Below are 17,443 nucleotides of genomic sequence, written 5' to 3' on the forward strand. Positions count from 1 at the left end.
ACCCCTGTGCCACCTGCCCGGCGAACGAAGGAAGCGTGTTCATGACTCTCTTCCGCCGTCGTGCGCGCCATTCGACGCTGCGTGTGATGCGAAAGGGCCTTCGCGTCCGGTTCGACTCGCCGGCGATCGGACGCACCGTCGGCGTCGAGGTGGACGGACATCGGATGTGGACCGTCGCGGTGCCGGAGACGGCGCACCGCACAACCCTCGTGCCCTGGCCCGCTGTGCTGCGAAACCACCTGTCGGGTGCGGGGGACGTCGTGCTCAGGGACCAGAACAACGGTGCAGTGCTCGCCAGGGGGCGATTCGCCTGGCCCTCGCCTGAAGCGTCGATCGGCGTCGCGGATCTCGCCCGTGGGGGACAGGTCGTCGACAAGTGGGGCAAGCTCACTGATGCCCCGTCCGACGCTCTGCATCGACGGCTGATGGCGGCGATGCGCGAGGTGCTCGATGACCTCCAGGAACTCGGGTACACAGTGGCGATCACCGGGGGCACCCTGCTCGGCGCGGTGCGCGAAGGCCGCATCCTCGCTCACGACGATGATGTCGACCTGCTCGTGTACCTGGGTCGGATCGCCCCGCCCGACGTCTCGATCGCGTCGTACGCTCTGGAGCGGAGCATCCGCTCGCGTGGGCACGAGGTGATCCGTCACAGCGACGCGCACCTGCAGGTGCTCTTCGGCGACGAGGACTCCGAGGCGCATGTCGACCTGTTCCTCGGCTTCCACGATCGAGGACTGTACAACCAGCCCATCGCCGTACGCGGCGGCTTTCCCGTCGAATCGCTCCTCCCGCTCAGCGAGCAACGACTCGAGGGAGTCGCGGTGCCGTCGGTCGCGGATGCGGAGGGGTGGTTGGCCCTCTGCTACGGCGAGGGCTGGAGCACTCCCGATCCGGCGTTCCGGTTCGACACCAGGGCGCCGACCCGTCGGCGTTTCGAGAACTGGTTCGGCGTGTACGACTTCAACCGCGACTTCTGGGAGCGGCACACCAGGCTCGGGCGCTCGCAACCCTGGTGGGGCGATGCGAAGCGCATGCTCGCCATGACCCGCCGCGGCGACCGAATCCTCGACCTCGGTTGCGGCGACGGCGCGCTCGCCGAGGAGCTCGCAGGGGCCGGGCGGCAGGTGCTCGCGGCCGATTACTCCCGTCGGGCGCTCGCCGAAGCGAGCGACCGCCCCGGAGTCAGCGCACAGCGGTTGAATCTCGCCGATCGGCGCGCAGTGCTCGATTTCGTCGCAGACGAGCTGCGCGATGATCGTCACCGCCACGTCTTCCTGTCGAACGTGCTCGCGTCGGTCACCAAGGAGACCCGGGCGAACGTGTTCCTCATGCTGCGGGCGCTGCTGGACTCGGGATCCGTCGCGCTCGCGTCGTTCCCGGTGAATGCTTCGCTCGTCTACGACCACCACAGGCCCGACACCTGGCATCTGCCGGTGAAGTGGCTGCGCGAAGAGGCATCGGCCTACGGGCTCGTGTGCGTCGTCGAGTCACGTCGGGTGCGTTCGACCTCGGCAGGCCCACGAACGGTCGCACGGGTGCGGATCTACAGTACGAGAGGGGCCGCGCGTGCGGTCCAGGAGGAGGCACGGTGAACCGCTTCGAGATGGCAGTGCGCAGGCTGATGCGCCGCTCGTCGGCCGCGCCCCAGCCGCCGGAGATCGCACGTCTCGAGTCCGAGATCGCAGCGTTGCGCGGTGAGATTGACGAACTGCGGGCGGATTCCCGTCGCATCGCCGAACTGTACGACCTCGTCTTCGAGCGCTTGCGCAGCGACGCCGGCGACGAGTCGGCACGCCACTGACCCATCGCCGCCGACCCGTCGACGGAGACTTGTGACGGAGCGACGGCGAGCAGAGGCCCCGCCCGACGGGCATCGCGCCGCGTTAGCCGACGGCCCGCCGAGCGGCGATCAGCGCGGAGCGGCGGCGACCTGAATATCGACGATCTGACCCGTGAGTTCGGAATCGAGCACCCGAAGGGCCACCGTCGCGACGTGATCGGGGTCGAGCAGCGTGTGCGTCGGTTCGTCGCCGAAGGCCCGAGTGCGCATCGGCGTGCGCGTGCGCTGCGGGTTCAGGCAGTTCACGCGGACCCCGGCCTCGGCCCACTCGTCGGCGAGGGCCTGCGTGAGGTTCACGACGCCGGCCTTCGTCGCCGAGTACATGCTGTACCCGGCGCGCCCACGGGTGTACGAACTCGAGGTGAACAGCAGCAGCTGGCCGCCCGACGACTCCAGGTACTCGTAGGACTCCTGCGCGATCTTGGCGGGCGCGAGGAGGTTCGTCTCGAGCGTGTTGCGCAGACGCTTCTTCGAGGTGCTCGTCAGGTTCGCGATCGACAGCACACCGGCCGTGATGACCACATAGTCGATCGGCCCGTCGGCAGCCGCGTCTCGGAGGGCGTGACGAACCTGCTTGCGCGAGGTGATGTCGGTGCCGGTGGCACTCCGACTGTATGCGTGAACGCGTGCGCCGGCGGATTCGGCCTGGGCGACGATGCTCGCGCCGATGCCGTAGCTCGCACCGAAGACGACGATCGACTTGCCGCTGAGATCGAGTTCAGCGGTCCCGTCACCCGTCTGGGCAGTCAGCGACGTCGTCTGCAGCTGGAAGATCTTGTCGGCGATGTGGATGTCGAGCGGCTCGGTGATCTTCATGTTCTCGGCCGTGCCGGCGATCACCTTGATGGGAACGTCGGGGAGGTAGGTGAAGATGACGCCGCAGTCGTCGGTCGCCGCGAAATCGGGATCCGCTCCCGCGAGTTCGTACGCACGCCGGATGACCGAGAGACGGAACGCCTGGGGAGTCTGGCCGCGACGCAGCCGAGCCCGGTTGGGAATGCCGGTGATGATCGAGTCGTCATCGACCTCGATGATGGTGTCGGCCGAGGGGATCGCCGTGTCGACCGCGTCGAACTCGTCGAGTGCGTTCACGCAGTCCTCGATGATGCGGTCGTCGACGAACGGTCGAACGGCGTCGTGGAAGAGCACCTTCGGGTCGGAATCGGTCGGCAGCGCTGCGAGGGCGAGTCTGGTCGTGTCGTTCCGGGTCTCCCCTCCCGGTAGCACCGCAGTGAGCTTCGTGAATCGCGGATCGCTCGTCAACTGCTCGAGCTCGTGGATGCTTCCGGCGTTCATCATGACGAGCACCTCGTCGATGAGCGGGCTCGCCTCCAGGGCTTCGAGCGTGTGCTCGACGATCGCCTTGCCCGCGATGCGGATCAACTGCTTGGGCATGCCGAGGCCGACTCGCACGCCGATGCCGCCGGCGAGCACGACGGCGTAGGTGCGGTTCTGGCTAGTCATCGGGTTAGCCCTTTCAGGGTCGGGATGGCGTCGTCGATCGGGCCGTCGAACATCATCTCGCCGCGCCGGATGACGATGCCGCGCGAGCAGATGTCGGCCACCATGCCGAGATCGTGGCTCACGATGAAGAGGGTCTTGCCCGCGGCGACGAGTTCGCGGATCTTTGCCTTGCACTTCTCGCGGAACGGAGCGTCGCCGACCGCGAGCACCTCGTCGACGAGGAGGATGTCGAGCTCGGTGTGGATCGCGACGGAGAAGGCCAGGCGCACGAACATGCCCGAGGAGTAGTGCTTGACCTCGGTGTCGATGAACTCGCCGATCTCGCTGAACGCCACGATCTCGTCGAATCGCGCGTCGATCTCGTCTTTCGTCATGCCGAGAATCGCGGCGTTGAGGTACACGTTCTCACGACCGGACAGGTCGGGGTGGAACCCCGCACCGACTTCGATGAGACCGGCGACCCGGCCACGGGTGAGGATGCGGCCCTCGTCGGGGCGGAGCACGCCGGAGACCAGTTTCAGGAGCGTCGACTTGCCCGAGCCGTTGTATCCGAGCAGGGCGACCGCTTCCGACTCGCCGACCGTGAAGTCGATCCCCTTCAGCGCCTCGAACGACGTGGAGGTCTTCTTGCGCTTCAGCCACGCGACGAAGGTCTCTTTGAACGAATGGGTGTGATGGAGCGTGTAGGTCTTGCCCACGCCCTCGATGATGATGCGCGGAGGGTCGAGCTCAGAGATCTTGGGCAAAGCGGCCCTCCAGCCTGCGGAACACGAACTGTCCGATGACGAGCATGACGAGTGCGACGACGATCGAGATGCCTGCGAGCAGCCAGAGGTGCTCTGGCCGGTTCGTCGTCTCCGAGGTCGTCGGGTACCAGAACGCCGAATGGAACAACTCGACCGCCGAGGTCAACGGATTCAACATGTAGAGCTCGTAGAGCCAGGGCGGCAGCTTGTCTTTCACCATCGACGACGCGTAGAGCACCGGTGAGGTGTATGTCGCGAACATCAGGATGAGTTCGACGAGATTCTGCGAATCTCGATACGAAACATTGATCGATCCGAACAAGAGGCCCAGCCCGGTCGCGATGAGCAGCACGATCAGAATTGCGAGCAGAGCTCCGGCGAGTTGCACGGCCGTCGGAACCCATCCGGCAATCAGGCAGACCGTGAGCAGGATCGTGAGCTGCGGCAGGAAGTGTACGAAGGCGATGAAGACGTCGGCGATCGGGAAGAGCTCTCGGGGGAGGTAGATCTTCTTGACCAGCGCCTTGTTGTTGACGATGGACTTCGTCGCATTGCCGAAGGCCTCGTTGAAGAGGTTCACCACGACGATGCCCGAGAACAGGTAGATCGGGAACGATTCGATGCCGCGGTTCAGGCCGAGGAAGACACCCATCACCACCCAATAGATGAAGAACTGGGCGGTCGGCTTGACGTAGGACCAGGCCCAGCCGAGGACGGAACCGTGGTAGCGGGTGAGGATCCCCTTGCGGACCAGCAGTCGCAGCAGGTATCCGTAGCTGAACACGTCGAGGATCCCTCGACCGGTCCCAGGTACGGTGAACGCCGACAGGTCGACGGAATCGGACTTGGACATCCTGACGATTCTATGCTCCAACGGCGGGCTGGACTTACCGCTCCTCTCGGCGGGCACTCAGCTGCGTTTGAGCGCGTCCCGCCAACTCATGTCGCGAGCCGCCTTGACCGCGCAGATCACGACGAGCATCCAACCGCCCTCGTAGAGGGCGAAGCTCTCCGCTGCCGAGGTGACGGCGATCGCGACGAGCACGAGCGCGGGCCAGAGGTACACACTGCTGCGGCGGTTCGATGCAAGAAGCCACGCGCGTACGAGGGCGACGCCGATGAGCGCGGCGAAGGCGAGTGCACCGATGACGCCCACCTGGAAGTACGCGTCGAGATAGGCGTTCAGGGCGGACTCGTGCGCACGACCGGTCGCCGCCTCGATCCAGGTGTACGGCGGGGCATCGGGCCATTTGCCGACCCACCCCCACCCCTGCAGCGGATTGAGGCTCAAATATCTCGACAGTTCGCGCCAGACGTCGAGTCGCACATCGAACTCAGCGCGGGCGTCGATCAGCTCGATGATCCGCACTCGGAGGATCCAACCGCTGATCAGCGCCGCCGCCGCGGTGCTGAGCAGGGCGACCTGCCAGGCCCAGCGCTTCGCCTGCGGTACTCGGCGGAGCCCGTACAGCGCCCCCAGGGCGACGACGACGGCCCCCAACGCGATCCAAGTCGTCGGCGAGCCCGAGAACACGAGCGCGAGGAGCGCCATGCCGATCGACAGCAGCGCCCGCGTGCGGCTGACGATGTTGGTCCGCCACTCGACGATGAACGTGACGAGCGCGATAAGAGCGACGAACCCGAGCATGTTGCGCGATCCGAAGATGCCCTGGATCGGTCCGAGGTCGGCGATGTCGCCCTGGATGCCCAGGAAGACGATCGGGACGTCGAGCAGGATCCCCGACAACACCTCGAGCGCGAGGGAGACGGCGAGGAGGACACGCAGCACGTCGCCGACGGCTCGCACGATCTGGATCGTGTCGCGCATCAGCGCGATGTAGACGCCCAGCACTCCGTAGGCGACGAGATAGCCAACGCGAAGTGCCGAGGCGCCCGGCGTCGTGCTCCAGATCACCGAGGCGGCGCACCATCCGACGAAGACGAGGATGGTGAGTGGCAGGATCCCGTACCACTCGATCACCCGCCACCTCGTGACGAGCGACGCGCCGCAGAGGAGCAGCAGCGCGAGGAGCGCGGCGAGCACCCCGGGCCAACCGATGGTCGCGCGGAGGGCGTGGGTGCTGAACGCGAGCCCGATCGCGATTAGCGAGAGCGCCTGGGCGAACCTGGCCGAGCCCACGAACGCACGCAGCGCATCGGCCCGGCCGGTGGGCGCGTTCGAGGTCATCGGGCCTCGTCGCCCGATGACTCGAGGGATCCGTGTCCGGGGCTGGGCGCACTTCGTCGCAGGACGTCGGGCGGTGCGTCGGCCGGGAGCGGTTCGTGCTCCCATTGACGGCGCTTCGTCGCCCAGGCGATTGCGATGAGCAGCACCCAACCGCTCTCGACCAGGATTCGGCTCTCGGCGAGGCTCTGGCCGATGAGTGCGACGAGCAGCAGCATCGGCAGCAGCGCGGCGAACGAGTGGGGGAGCGGGCGCCCGGAGGAATCCATCGGTCGGTCCACCGCGAGGAACCACGAACGCCACAGCGCACCGATCACGATCGCGGCGAAGGCGAGCAACCCGATGATACCGAGCTGCATCCAGACGTCGAGCCAGGCGTTGTGCGCCTGCAGATACACGACGCCCTTGCGGACGGCGAGGTCGTCGAAGGGCTCTACGAACGGATTCCAGTACCCGACCCAACCCCAGCCTGCCAGTGGTCGCTCGGTCGCCAAGCCGATCACCGCATTCCAGATGTCGAGCCGGCCCGTGAGGTCGTCTCCCTTCCCGAAGAGTTCGAGCAGTCCGTTCCAGAAGACCACGAGCAAGGCGACGGATGCCACGAGCACGCCGGCTGCGGCGAGATAGACGCCACGTCGGCGCTCGGGGCCGACACGGCGCATCCACAGCGCGAAAAGGAGTGCGACGACGACGATCGCCGCCACGAGGATCACGGTCGCCGAGCGGGTGAGCACGAAGACGAGTCCGGCGATCACGAGCCACGTGATGCCGGAGGCGCGCCGCATGCTGCCCGCAGCCAGAAGGACCGCGAAGATGATGATTCCGAGCAGAGCGGTCATGGCGAGGATGTTGCGGCTCGCGACGATGCCCTCGATCGGGCCACCGTCGAAGAGCAGCGCTCGCGACCAGTAGAACGCCATCGGGATCTTCTCGGCGTTCGGATCGAAGTCGGGGAAGTACGGCAGCAGCGGTTCGCGCACGAACACCGCGACAATGAACTCGAACAGTAGCGAGAGCGCGAGCACCCATTTGATCGCGGCACTGAGTGAACGGACGATTCCCGACCAGGGAAGGCTGAGCGCAAGCGCCACGGCCACGAACGTGGTGAGGAGCGTGAGCGCGACCCCGAGCAGAGAGGCGCCCGGGTAGAACGACCACGCGATCGAGAGCGTCGCCACGACGAGGAAGACGAGCGTCGACTTCGGCGTCCGCCGCCAGTTCCACTTCGGCTTCACCTGGAGGACGAGCCAGGTCGCGCCGATGAGCACGAGACCGACGACGATGCCGAACCCCCACCAGCCGAGGAGGTTTCGCCAGAACTGGCCCGCGAGCAACGTGAAGACCGCGAACGTCGCGTACGCGCCGATTAGCGCGTTGCGCCGAGGGGACTCCATGCGGACAAGGCTACCGCGCGGCTGAGATCGCGTCGGGGTAGTCGTTGACGTTCACGGCGAGGTGACCGGCGTCGGCGAACACCTCGGGATCGTGCGTGACGTCAGCACCACTCGTCTCGATGTCGAGCGCATCGACGGGACTCGTGGCCATATTGTCGAATGATCGCGACGGGGTGACAGTGCGCTGAGTGCGCCGGGTGAGGGCTGCCGGATCGGGGCGTGGCATGACGTCCACGTCAGGCCTGTCGCCGAGCGCTCGATCCCGGAGCGTGCCATGCCCTCGATCTGGCGCTTTGCGATCGGCTTCGAGATGCAACAGATCGGGTCGGCCCTTGTACATGTGCGAACGCGTAGACTCGTCCAGTCGCTTTGAGGATTCCGGAGACATCTTTGCCTGCCACACCCCCCGCACGAGATCGTCGAACTTGGCTTTTCAACGCGGCTGAGTTCAGCGGCAACCCGAAATGGTTGTTCCTGTACACCAGCCGGATGCGCCCCGACCTCGAGAGCTGGTGGATCACCGACTCGGCTGAGACTGCACGAAGAGTGCGCAAGCTCGGCTACAAGGCGGTGACGTTCCAGTCTCGGGCCGGGCGCAGTCTTCAGGAAAGGGCGGGGGTGTTCGTCGTCAACCAGGTCAAGGAGCGGGTCCCCGATCGGATGGCCGGCATCGTGTTGCTCAACCTCTGGCACGGCGTCGGCGTCAAGCGGATCGAGCGCGCGATGACCGATGGCTTTCTGCTCCCTCGCATCGCAGCGAAGTACATCCGCAACAATAAGGTGTATCGCGACTCCCAGATGCTGCTCGTGAGCTCTCCGGCCATGGAGCAGCACTTCAAGACGCAGATCGACTTCACCGAGGCGCAGGTCATCCGCGCGGGCTATCCGCAGAACGAGTTCGTGCGCCGCTTCGGTCGCGTTGAGACGTACGACCACGACGTTCGCACGCGGCAGGGACTACCTGCCTCGACTGACGTCGTCATGTATGCCCCCACGTACCGTCTCTCGGGCAACGACGATTTCGTACATCGTGCCCTGCCTGACATCGACCGGCTCATCGCGACGCTCGAACGCAACGGCCAGCTCCTCATTCTGAAGATGCATCCGCAGCTCGAGGTCGACCGTACGTATCAGAGCATGAAAGTGAAGTACGCCGACGAGCCGCGCCTACTCTTCTGGGACAATCGAGACGACGTCTATGAGATCTTCGAGGACATCGATCTCACCATCATTGACTATTCGTCGATCCACTACGATCTGATTGCGGCCGGCGCGGATCGTTTCATCCGCTATGCCTTCGATCACGAGGATCCAGCGGCCCTCGAGCCCGAGCTCGACTACTTCTCACTCTCGTGCGGCACCGTCGTCACCGATTTCGAAGCGATGCTCGCTGCGCTCGGCGACGACAACCGCGTGGGGCCCGACGAGCTGACACGGCTCTCCGACATCTTCTGGGCGTACTCGGCCCCCGACACCTTCGAGACTCTGGTCGAGCGGGCGCTCGCTTACGAACTGACGGATGTCGCGTTGCCGACGCTGTACAGCTTCGACATCTTCGACACGGTGATCCACCGCACGTCGGTGCTTCCGGTGTCGATCTTCCACCTCGTGCGAGAGCGTGCCGAGGTCTCGAACCTCGGCTACCCCGAACGACTGCTGCAGCGCTTCATCGAACTCCGAAGGCAGGCAGAGGCGGCCGTGCGTGAGGCGAAGCGTAAAGACCCGCGGCGTGCCATCGACTTGCAGTTCGAGATCACGCTCGACGAGATCTACGCGCGACTCGCAGATCTCTATGCCCTCACCGCCGAGCAGGCGGAGCAGCTCAAGGTATGGGAGATCGAGGCCGAAATCGCCGACACATACGCCGATGAGGAGATGGTCGCGCGCGTTCGAGAGCTCCGTGCCGCCGGGGAGACCGTCATCCTCATCAGCGACATGTACCTCCCGCGAACCGTAATCGACAAGATGCTCGCGAAAGCGTCGCCCGACCTCGTGGGGCTGCCGGTGTTCCTCTCGAACGAGCATGGCGTCCAGAAATCGACCGGTCGCCTCTATGTTCGGGCGTACCTCGACTTGGCGTACGACTTCGGCGAGTGGATCCACACGGGCGACAACCCTCGTGCCGACGTGCAGATGGCCGAGCGCATGGGGATCACACCCGTGCGACTCGAGACACCTGAGTTCGACGAGTTCGAGACGGCCCTCACGGACTCGGCAGACACGTACGACGCCTTCCTTCTGGCAGGAGTACTGCGCGATGCGCGCCTCAACGGAATGACCGAGTCCGAGGAGTTCGTATTCCGGAACGTAGCGCTGTACCTCGTCCCGTATTTGAAATGGGTGCTCGACGACGCCGTCGCGCGCGGGTATTCGACCCTGTACTTCATCTCCCGCGACGGCCATCACATGAAGGCGGTCGCAGACGCGATCATTGAGGCCAACGGCCTCCCGCTCCGTACCGCATACATCTACGGATCCCGTCGCGCGTGGCGGCTCGCGTCGCAGATCGACGGCATCGACGACGATACGTTCGCGGGACACGGCAGCTTCGGCGGCATCCGATCGTTCAGCTCCCTCGTCGAAGCGAGCCGCCTCAACCGGGAGGAACTGCTCGAGCTGTTCCCCGAGTTCGAGCAGTACGAGAAGGTGGGAACATTCGACGGCTATACAGCGGGCAACATCGTGGCTGCACTCAAGTCGTCGGCCGCCTACCGGCGGCGACTCAGCGAGATTGCCAAGGATGATCGCGAAGTCGTGACCGACTACCTCCGGCAGGAGATCGACCCCGGCGAACGATTCGCCTTCGTCGAATACTGGGGCCGCGGCTATACCCAGGACTGTCTCGCACGGCTGCTTGAGCATGCGGCGGGGCGCCCAGTCGAGACTCCGTTCTACTATGCGCGGAGCATCTATCCCACCGAGGGCGCGAGCATTCGACACAACTACACCGCCGCGTCGGAGTCGCTGCTGCTCATCGAGGCGATCTTCGCGAACTTGCCGTATGGCACAACTGAGGGCTATCGGCGTGCGGGTGGGCGGATCGTCCCGGTGTACCGCGAGCGGCAGTACGACGTCGAACTCTTCGAAGCTACGACGCCGAGGCTCGTCGAGTTCGTGAAACAAACCATGGGTCTCCCGTTCTACGACGAGGACCGGCTCTGGCGTGACGCCTTCAGATTCGGGTTCGAGCACTTCCGCATCAACCCGACCGCTGACGTCTACCAGACGAACCTCGCAACCCTCAGGGATGCGGTGGAGCTGGGCGGCATCGAACGGGAGTTCGCCCCGAAGTTCCGCGTCACCGATTTCGTGGCCTACCTGCGAGGCAAACCCATCGGGGAGATCACCCGATCGCTGCCGTTGTCGCTCGCTCGCTCGCGGGGACCGGGCCAGGGGCTGCTCCGGCTCCAGCGGGAGGTCGGATTCCGGCGCGTCTGGAAACGGAGCATCGCTCGACTCCAGGAGGCCACCGATCGCCTGGTCGGTTCTGCAGGTGCCGACCCAGTCGCGCGACCGGCGAATCCGCCCGTCGTCGTCGGACAGCCCGGTGCGGACCGAGTGAACCCCCGATCCGGCACCGAGGTGCGTTGACATGAATGTGAAACAGTCGGCGGCACGACGCGTTCGGCGTTACCTTTCGGCCCCAGTGACCGCGCCGCGAGTCAATCTCATCGCGAACCCGCGATTCGCCGCCGCAGGAGGAGTCGGCTCATCGCCCGACCGCTACTACGTGCACGTCAACAACACCGTTGAGATCTCTATTGACTGGTCGGCCGAGAGCGGCGGGCGCTCGCTCAAGGTCGAGGGTCTGACCGGCAGTTTCGACACCCATTTCGCGCCTGAAGGTCGTGACGGTGCCTTCAGAACGGGGCTCGCACCCGGCCGAACGTATCGAGCGAGCGCAGTCGTCTACGTTCCGAAGCGGCTGACCGGTCAGCTCGCGAAGACTCGGCTCTCGATCTCGCCGGGTTGGGAGATCGCCGGCGTCAAGCATTGGAACCCCGACCCATCCGACTCGGCCGACGACGCGCCGGGAGTACACCTCATCACCCACGAATTCACGGTGCCTGCGACCGCCACCGGGGCCTGGATCCGTTACGTCTCGGGCATGGCGGCCGGCGGCGGAGTCGTCTATTGGGATCGTCTGTCGCTGGTCGATGCCGAACAGGCGCTCACGTATTTCGACGGTCGGATGCGCCCGACGGACTTTCACGAGTTCAGTTGGCAGGGCGTGGCGGACGCGTCGCCATCGGTGCGGAAGTTGCGACCGCTGCCCGACATCGTCGGCTCCGCGACCGATCTGCCTTCGCTCGCGCGCAAGATGCTCGCCGGTCTCGATGACGAGGTCGAGCGAAGAGCGATCGAGACGTGGGTTCGACGCCGGCACGACTCAGATCGAGAGTCGAACTACTTCGCTGGCCTGCTCGCAGCGGCGCGTGGCGAGGTCGACCGCGCCCGACGCGAGTTCACGCTCGCGCTCGCGAGCACAGCTCACCCGGATTCCGTTCATCTCGAGCTGGGGCGACTCGCGGTGAGGGCCGGAGAACTCGCGCGCGCGTCCACGGAGTTCGAAGCTGTCACCGATGGTGAACACCGACCCGAGGCGCTCTTCCGTCGCGCCGCTATCGCCGACAAGCGCGGTGACCTCGCTGCGTCGAAGCGCCTTTCGATCGAGGGCGGCCGTGCCGACGACGGATTGCCCTTCGACATCGGCCGCGCGCTCGATGCGGATCCAAAGGCGATGTGGGTGCGCCGCGAGCTCGGCATCTTCGTCAGGGACCACCTGGACGAGATCCGGGCGCGAGCGGCCGACCCCGTCCGCTCTGATTCACCGATGTCGGCCGACGAACATCCTCCGGTCTTCACCTATTGGCACCAGGGATTCAGAGAGGCTCCCGCCCTCGTGCGGCGGTGTCACGAATCGATGAAGCAGCACACGGCGCCCGGGCGGCTGCACGAGCTCGACGCCTCGAACGTGAGCTTCTATTCGCATCTTCCGGCGCAGGTGATCCGCGACGTCGGCACGAACTACACACACCTCTCGGACTTGATTCGGCTCGATGTCCTCAGCAGGTTCGGCGGAGTCTGGCTTGACGCGACGTGCTTGCTCACTGGCGACGCTATCAACTCCGAGCCGTCGCTCACGCGACAGGAGTTCTTCGTCTTCAACTACTCGGGCCCACGCATCGGTACCTGGTTCATGGCCTCGCGACCTGGCGCATACAGCACGGTGATGCTCCGTGAAGCGTTGCTCCTCTGGTGGGAACGCGAGCGTCGCCTGCTCGACTATTTCCAGTTGCACTACACGCACGAGATGCTCTACTGGTTCGATGAGCGGTTCGCCGCCGAGTGGGACGCGTCTGAGCACCGGCATCCGCGGGCGGCGCTCGCTGTGCAGGGGGCACTCCATGCTCCGAACCATGGCGGACTCTTCGAACGACTGCTCACTGATTCGTGGGTCCACAAGCTCACCTACAAACACGACATCGCACGCGCCGGCGTCGACAGCATCGCTGGTTCGATTGTGCGTGGCGAAGCGAGCCAGTTCGAGTACCGTACCGAGGAATGACGTGGCGGCGCATCGCGCGCAACTCCCGAAATCAATTGGGGCAATTCATGCGTGCACGGTGAGTCTGATCGCGGAGCTCGAGAAGCGGCAGGCGTGAGCTCCAACGAAAAGGCCGATCCAGTTGGCCCCGGAGTACCGTGAACCCACTTCGCTCGTTCAATGCTCGTCGTTGGTAGCGTGGACCCACGCCGAAGAAAGGGACCAGCACGCATGTTTGTGGCGATCGACAACACCCCGCGCGATTACGCGTGGGGCTCCACGACGGCGATCGCCGCGTTTCGAGGGACCGAGGAATCCGGCGCGCCCGAGGCCGAGCTCTGGCTCGGAGCGCACCCGGGTTCGCCGGCTCGCATGCTCGATGCGGCATCCGTCGGGCACGCCGATCTCGCGGCTTGGATCGAGGCCGACCCCGAGCAGGCGCTCGGTGCCCGTCTCGCCGCCGAGGGTGCGCGCCTCCCGTTCCTCCTGAAGGTGCTGGCAGCGGCCGCGCCGCTGTCGCTGCAGGCGCACCCCACGCCCGCCCAGGCTCGCGCCGGGTACGCCCGCGAGGAGGCCGACGGCGTGCCGCTCGCGGCATACGACCGCAATTACAAGGACGAGTTCCACAAGCCCGAGCTGATCGTCGCGGTGAGCGACACCTTCGACGCGCTCTCGGGCTTCCGTCCGCTGAGCGAGGTGCAGGGCGTGCTCGAGGTGCTGCGGGCAGCGGATGCCGCGGCCGAAGAGCCCGACCCCGGTGCACTCGACCTGCTCGAGGCCCGCCTGTCGGGGGAGCACGCCCTCAGCGACACGGTGGAGTGGTTGCTGCGCGACGGCCGCGGCGGCGACACCGGAGAAGCGTCATGGGTCATCGACCGGGTCACGGCGCTCGCAGCGTCCGCGACCGCGCTCGCCTCTCCGTACGCGCTCTCGTTCGAGACGGTCGGCGCACTCGCCGAGGCCTACCCCGGCGACCCGGGCGTCGTCATCTCGTTGCTGCTGAACCGGGTGCGCCTCGTTCGCGGCGAGGCGCTCTACCTCGCGGCCGGCAACGTCCACGCCTACCTCGACGGCCTCGGCATCGAGCTCATGGCGGCCAGCGACAACGTGCTGCGCGGCGGCCTCACGCCGAAGCACATCGACGTCGCGGAACTGCTCGACGTGCTCGACTTCACGCCGATCACCGCGCCCTACCTCACCCCGGTCGAGATCTCGCCCGGAGTGACGGTGTACCGGCCCGGCGTGCCGGACTTCGAGCTGTACCGGGTCGAACCCGCGACGCAGGTCGCACGGGTCGTGCTCGATGGGCCGGCGATCGTGGTCGTCGAGGGCGACGGCGTCGTCATCGGCGGCGGCACCGGGGCATCCGTCGCGCTCGGGCGCGGTGAGTCGGTCTACGTCACGCCGGACGAGCGAACGCTCGAGATCAGCGGCGCGGGCATCGCGTGGATCGCGACGACGGGGCCAGGGGCGCCTTCCGCGACCTAGGAGGCGACTCGCATGCCGAAGAGCCTGCGGTACGCCGTCGGCGTCGTCTGCAGCACCTTCACGAAGTGGTGGCGCATGACGGCTGCGGCGCCGAAGCCCGTGTCGCGGGCGATCTCCTCGAGGGTGAACGAGGTCTCCTCGAGCAGCTGCTGGGCGCGCAGCAGCCGCTGACGGTTGAGCCAGGCGTTGGGCGTCGTGCCGGTCTCGGCCCGGAACCGTCGCGCGAACGTGCGCGGCGACATGAGCGCCTTGCGGGCGAGCAGGTCGACGGTCAGATCTTCGTCGAGGTGCTCGACCATCCACTCGGTGATCTTCGCGAAGGAGTCGCTGCGGCATTCGGCGATGGGCGACTGGATGAACTGCGACTGGCCGCCGTCGCGCTGCGGCGGCACGACCATGCGACGGGCGATCATGTTCGCGGCGCTCGCTCCGAGCTCGGTGCGCACGATGTGGAGTGCTGCGTCGATGCCTGCCGCAGTGCCCGCACCGGTGACGACCTTGCCGTCCTGCACGAAGAGCACGTCGGCGTCGACGTCGGCCCGGGGGAACATCTCGGCGAGGCGCTCGGTGTACATCCAGTGCGTCGTCGCCCTGCGGCCGTCGAGCACGCCGGCGCGTCCGAGCGTGAAGGCGCCCGAGCAGACCGAGAGCACCCACGCGCCTCGCGCGACCGCCTCGCGCAGCACCTGGGAGACGCGCTCATCGACGGGTTCGTCGATGAGCGCGGCAGGTACCGCGACCAGGTCGGCAGTGCGGGCGAAGTCGAGCCCCTCGTGTACGACGATGTCGAAGCCGAGCTTCGTGGGGATGGGGCCGGGGTCGGCCGCGACGACGTGGAAGTCGAACGTCGGGCCGCCGGTGTCGCTGCGGTCGATGCCGAACACCTCGCAGATCACGCCGAATTCGAACGGCGCCATCTGCGGCATGGCGATGCAGGCGATGGTCTGGAGCACGGCGGCCTCCGATGGCAGGAATCGATCGTTTGATGTCCACTCTGCCACTTTCGGCAGTATGTCTCAAGTCATAGATTTACTGCCATGACCACGATCATCTTCCTCGTCCTCGCGGGACTCGCCATCTGGGGCGTGCTCGCCACCGTGCTCCGCCTCGACACCGATGGCTACGGTCGACCCGAGATCCGCGACCGCAACCGTCACGCCGAACACCAGCCCACCCGGCCCGCCTGATCGTCTCCGGGCGCAGTCGGAGCTCCGCCCGGATACGATCGACTCCGGCGGGGAGGTACCCCGCCGGAAGGTGGGAACATGAGCTGGCTGGTCACCGGGGGAGCGGGCTACATCGGCGCGCACGTCGTGCGCGCATTCGAGGCCCAGGGCATCGGGGCCGTCGTGCTCGATGACCTCTCGTCGGGAAAGACCGACTTCGTTCCCCAGGGCACACCGATCGTCCACGGCAGCATCCTCGACGGGGCGGCGATCGAACGGGCGATCGAAGAGCACGGCGTCACCGGCGTCGTGCACCTCGCGGGGTTCAAGTACGCGGGGGTCTCGGTCGAGCGGCCGCTGCACACCTACCGTCAGAACGTCACCGGCACCACGACGCTGCTCGCGGCGATGGAGTCGAAGGGCGTCGATCGCATCGTGTTCTCGTCGAGCGCAGCGGTCTACGGCACCCCTGACGTCGACCTCGTGACGGAGGCCACGCCGAAGCACCCGGAATCGCCGTACGGCGAGTCCAAGCTCATCGGCGAGTGGCTGCTGGCCGACCAGGCGAAGGCCTCGGGTCTGCGTCACACGAGCCTGCGCTACTTCAACGTCGTCGGGTCGGGCACGCCGGACGTCTTCGACGTGAGCCCGCACAACCTCTTCCCCCTGGTGTTCGACGCCCTCCTCGCGGGGCGCACCCCGCGCATCAACGGCGGCGACTACCCGACACCCGACGGCACCTGCGTCCGTGACTACATCCACGTCGCCGACCTGGCAGACGCGCACGTCGTCGCCGCGCGTCGTCTCGACGCCGGCGACAGCCTCGAGCCGGTCTACAACCTCGGCTCCGGAGACGGCGTCTCGGTCGGCGAGATCATGCGGGCGGTCGCCGAGGTCACCGGCATCGAATTCGCGCCCGAGGTCGGCCCGCGCCGCGTCGGGGACCCCGCCCGCATCGTCTCCTCCGGCGAACTGGCGGCCCGCGACCTCGATTGGCGGATGCGCCACACCCTCACCGAGATGGTCGAGAGCGCCTGGCAGGCCCGCCGCGCGGCATCCGATTCATAACGTCTGGTCATCGTCCCGGCGTGTCGAGCGGGTCATCAAGCCTCGACGGTGGATTGAGGGTTTACCATCTGCGACTTGACTCACGGGAATTACACCGGTGTAATTGGTCGTGACACACCCTCTGGGTGGTCGGTACAACTGGGTGGGAGACGATATGAGCAATCCTGAATATCGTTCTGGAGTACCTGACGATTGGTTCGTCGATCCGGTCAGGCTGGGCGTTCCGGGGGTTCGTTCGGTCTCAGACGATGACAATCCGTTGGCATGGCAGAGCGACGCGCTGTGCGCGCAAACAGATCCTGAGGCGTTCTTCCCTGAAAAGGGTGGATCGACGAGGGACGCGAAGAAGATCTGCACCGGATGCGAGGTACGAAATCAGTGCCTCGAGTACGCGCTCGGAAACGATGAGCGCTTCGGCATCTGGGGCGGGCTCTCCGAGCGTGAGCGGCGCAAGCTCCGCAAACGAGCGGTCTGAGTCGTGGGGCCTGCTTCGGCGGGCCCCGCGCTCGCGGCCTCGGTCGCATCGTCTGACATTCGATCC

Annotated in this window: 15 protein-coding genes; 8 read left to right on the forward strand and 7 right to left on the reverse strand. The window is 66.2% G+C overall.

Annotated features, from left to right (window positions below):
- Positions 1–41: 41 nt before the first annotated feature.
- The gene (locus JOE59_RS03735; RefSeq protein WP_204458993.1) at positions 42–1,595 is read left to right on the forward strand and encodes a class I SAM-dependent methyltransferase; all 1,554 of its coding nucleotides are present in this window, start codon (positions 42–44) and stop codon (positions 1,593–1,595) included.
- Positions 1,592–1,804, forward strand: a complete 213-nt coding sequence (locus tag JOE59_RS03740) for a coiled-coil domain-containing protein (RefSeq protein ID WP_204458994.1) — start codon at positions 1,592–1,594, stop codon at positions 1,802–1,804. Before JOE59_RS03735 ends, JOE59_RS03740 begins: the two co-directional genes overlap by 4 nt.
- A 108-nt stretch (positions 1,805–1,912) precedes the next feature.
- Here the strand turns inward: JOE59_RS03740 and JOE59_RS03745 are convergent, their stop codons facing one another.
- From JOE59_RS03745 to JOE59_RS03770, 6 genes are read right to left on the reverse strand one after another with little or no spacing between them, the layout of a single operon-like run.
- Positions 1,913–3,307, reverse strand: coding sequence for a bifunctional cytidylyltransferase/SDR family oxidoreductase (locus JOE59_RS03745; RefSeq protein WP_204458995.1), 1,395 nt, complete (start codon positions 3,305–3,307; stop codon positions 1,913–1,915).
- Positions 3,304–4,053, reverse strand: a complete 750-nt coding sequence (locus JOE59_RS03750) for an ABC transporter ATP-binding protein (protein ID WP_204458996.1) — start codon at positions 4,051–4,053, stop codon at positions 3,304–3,306. Before JOE59_RS03750 ends, JOE59_RS03745 begins: the two co-directional genes overlap by 4 nt.
- Positions 4,037–4,906: an ABC transporter permease gene (locus tag JOE59_RS03755; RefSeq protein ID WP_204458997.1), complete on the reverse strand. Its 870-nt coding sequence runs from the start codon at positions 4,904–4,906 to the stop codon at positions 4,037–4,039. The genes JOE59_RS03750 and JOE59_RS03755 overlap by 17 nt, the downstream gene beginning before the upstream one ends.
- Before the next feature lie 57 nt (positions 4,907–4,963).
- Positions 4,964–6,241 (reverse strand): O-antigen ligase family protein, encoded by a 1,278-nt coding sequence (locus JOE59_RS03760; protein ID WP_204458998.1) that lies wholly within the window; start codon positions 6,239–6,241, stop codon positions 4,964–4,966.
- Positions 6,238–7,632 (reverse strand): O-antigen ligase family protein, encoded by a 1,395-nt coding sequence (locus tag JOE59_RS03765; RefSeq protein ID WP_204458999.1) that lies wholly within the window; start codon positions 7,630–7,632, stop codon positions 6,238–6,240. The genes JOE59_RS03760 and JOE59_RS03765 overlap by 4 nt, the downstream gene beginning before the upstream one ends.
- A gap of 10 nt (positions 7,633–7,642) precedes the next feature.
- Positions 7,643–7,783, reverse strand: coding sequence for a hypothetical protein (locus JOE59_RS03770; protein WP_204459000.1), 141 nt, complete (start codon positions 7,781–7,783; stop codon positions 7,643–7,645).
- A 218-nt stretch (positions 7,784–8,001) separates the two neighbouring features.
- On the opposite strand from JOE59_RS03770, the gene JOE59_RS03775 reads away from it, so the two are divergent.
- The 3 genes from JOE59_RS03775 (at position 8,002) to manA (ending at position 14,668) form a co-directional block, all read left to right on the forward strand.
- The gene (locus JOE59_RS03775) at positions 8,002–11,223 is read left to right on the forward strand and encodes a CDP-glycerol glycerophosphotransferase family protein (protein ID WP_204459001.1); all 3,222 of its coding nucleotides are present in this window, start codon (positions 8,002–8,004) and stop codon (positions 11,221–11,223) included.
- 139 nt (positions 11,224–11,362) lie between these two features.
- Positions 11,363–13,201, forward strand: coding sequence for a capsular polysaccharide synthesis protein (locus JOE59_RS19060; RefSeq protein WP_204459002.1), 1,839 nt, complete (start codon positions 11,363–11,365; stop codon positions 13,199–13,201).
- 210 nt (positions 13,202–13,411) lie between these two features.
- Positions 13,412–14,668: a mannose-6-phosphate isomerase, class I gene (manA, locus tag JOE59_RS03785; RefSeq protein ID WP_204459003.1), complete on the forward strand. Its 1,257-nt coding sequence runs from the start codon at positions 13,412–13,414 to the stop codon at positions 14,666–14,668.
- On the opposite strand, the gene JOE59_RS03790 is transcribed toward manA, so the two are convergent.
- Positions 14,665–15,621: a GlxA family transcriptional regulator gene (locus JOE59_RS03790; protein WP_307836939.1), complete on the reverse strand. Its 957-nt coding sequence runs from the start codon at positions 15,619–15,621 to the stop codon at positions 14,665–14,667. The two genes, manA and JOE59_RS03790, sit on opposite strands and share 4 nt — an antisense overlap.
- Positions 15,622–15,705: 84 nt before the next feature.
- Here JOE59_RS03790 and JOE59_RS03795 point away from each other — a divergent pair, with 84 nt between their 5' ends.
- From JOE59_RS03795 to JOE59_RS03805, 3 genes are all read left to right on the forward strand, one after another.
- On the forward strand, positions 15,706–15,855 hold the full coding sequence (locus tag JOE59_RS03795; RefSeq protein WP_204459004.1) for a hypothetical protein: 150 nt from the start codon (positions 15,706–15,708) through the stop codon (positions 15,853–15,855).
- Positions 15,856–15,933: 78 nt separating this feature from the next.
- The gene (galE, locus tag JOE59_RS03800; RefSeq protein ID WP_204459005.1) at positions 15,934–16,902 is read left to right on the forward strand and encodes a UDP-glucose 4-epimerase GalE; all 969 of its coding nucleotides are present in this window, start codon (positions 15,934–15,936) and stop codon (positions 16,900–16,902) included.
- Between the two features lie 154 nt (positions 16,903–17,056).
- A complete protein-coding gene (locus JOE59_RS03805) occupies positions 17,057–17,377 on the forward strand; it encodes a WhiB family transcriptional regulator (RefSeq protein ID WP_074258598.1) in 321 nt (106 codons plus the stop codon).
- Positions 17,378–17,443 lie beyond the last annotated feature (66 nt).

Origin of the sequence: Agromyces cerinus (assembly GCF_016907835.1) — a bacterium.
Taxonomy (GTDB): Bacteria; Actinomycetota; Actinomycetes; order Actinomycetales; family Microbacteriaceae; genus Agromyces; species Agromyces nitratus.

Excerpts from the sequence above, each read along its gene's own strand:
- JOE59_RS03735 (WP_204458993.1), top strand. The coding sequence starts at position 42 with ATGACTCTCTTCCGCCGTCGTGCGCGCCATTCGACGCTGCGTGTGATG.
- JOE59_RS03745 (WP_204458995.1), bottom strand. The coding sequence starts at position 3,307 with ATGACTAGCCAGAACCGCACCTACGCCGTCGTGCTCGCCGGCGGCATC.
- JOE59_RS03755 (WP_204458997.1), bottom strand. The coding sequence starts at position 4,906 with ATGTCCAAGTCCGATTCCGTCGACCTGTCGGCGTTCACCGTACCTGGG.
- JOE59_RS03760 (WP_204458998.1), bottom strand. The coding sequence starts at position 6,241 with ATGACCTCGAACGCGCCCACCGGCCGGGCCGATGCGCTGCGTGCGTTC.
- JOE59_RS03765 (WP_204458999.1), bottom strand. The coding sequence starts at position 7,632 with ATGGAGTCCCCTCGGCGCAACGCGCTAATCGGCGCGTACGCGACGTTC.
- JOE59_RS03770 (WP_204459000.1), bottom strand. The coding sequence starts at position 7,783 with ATGGCCACGAGTCCCGTCGATGCGCTCGACATCGAGACGAGTGGTGCT.
- manA (WP_204459003.1), top strand. The coding sequence starts at position 13,412 with ATGTTTGTGGCGATCGACAACACCCCGCGCGATTACGCGTGGGGCTCC.
- JOE59_RS03795 (WP_204459004.1), top strand. The coding sequence starts at position 15,706 with ATGACCACGATCATCTTCCTCGTCCTCGCGGGACTCGCCATCTGGGGC.
- galE (WP_204459005.1), top strand. The coding sequence starts at position 15,934 with ATGAGCTGGCTGGTCACCGGGGGAGCGGGCTACATCGGCGCGCACGTC.
- JOE59_RS03805 (WP_074258598.1), top strand. The coding sequence starts at position 17,057 with ATGAGCAATCCTGAATATCGTTCTGGAGTACCTGACGATTGGTTCGTC.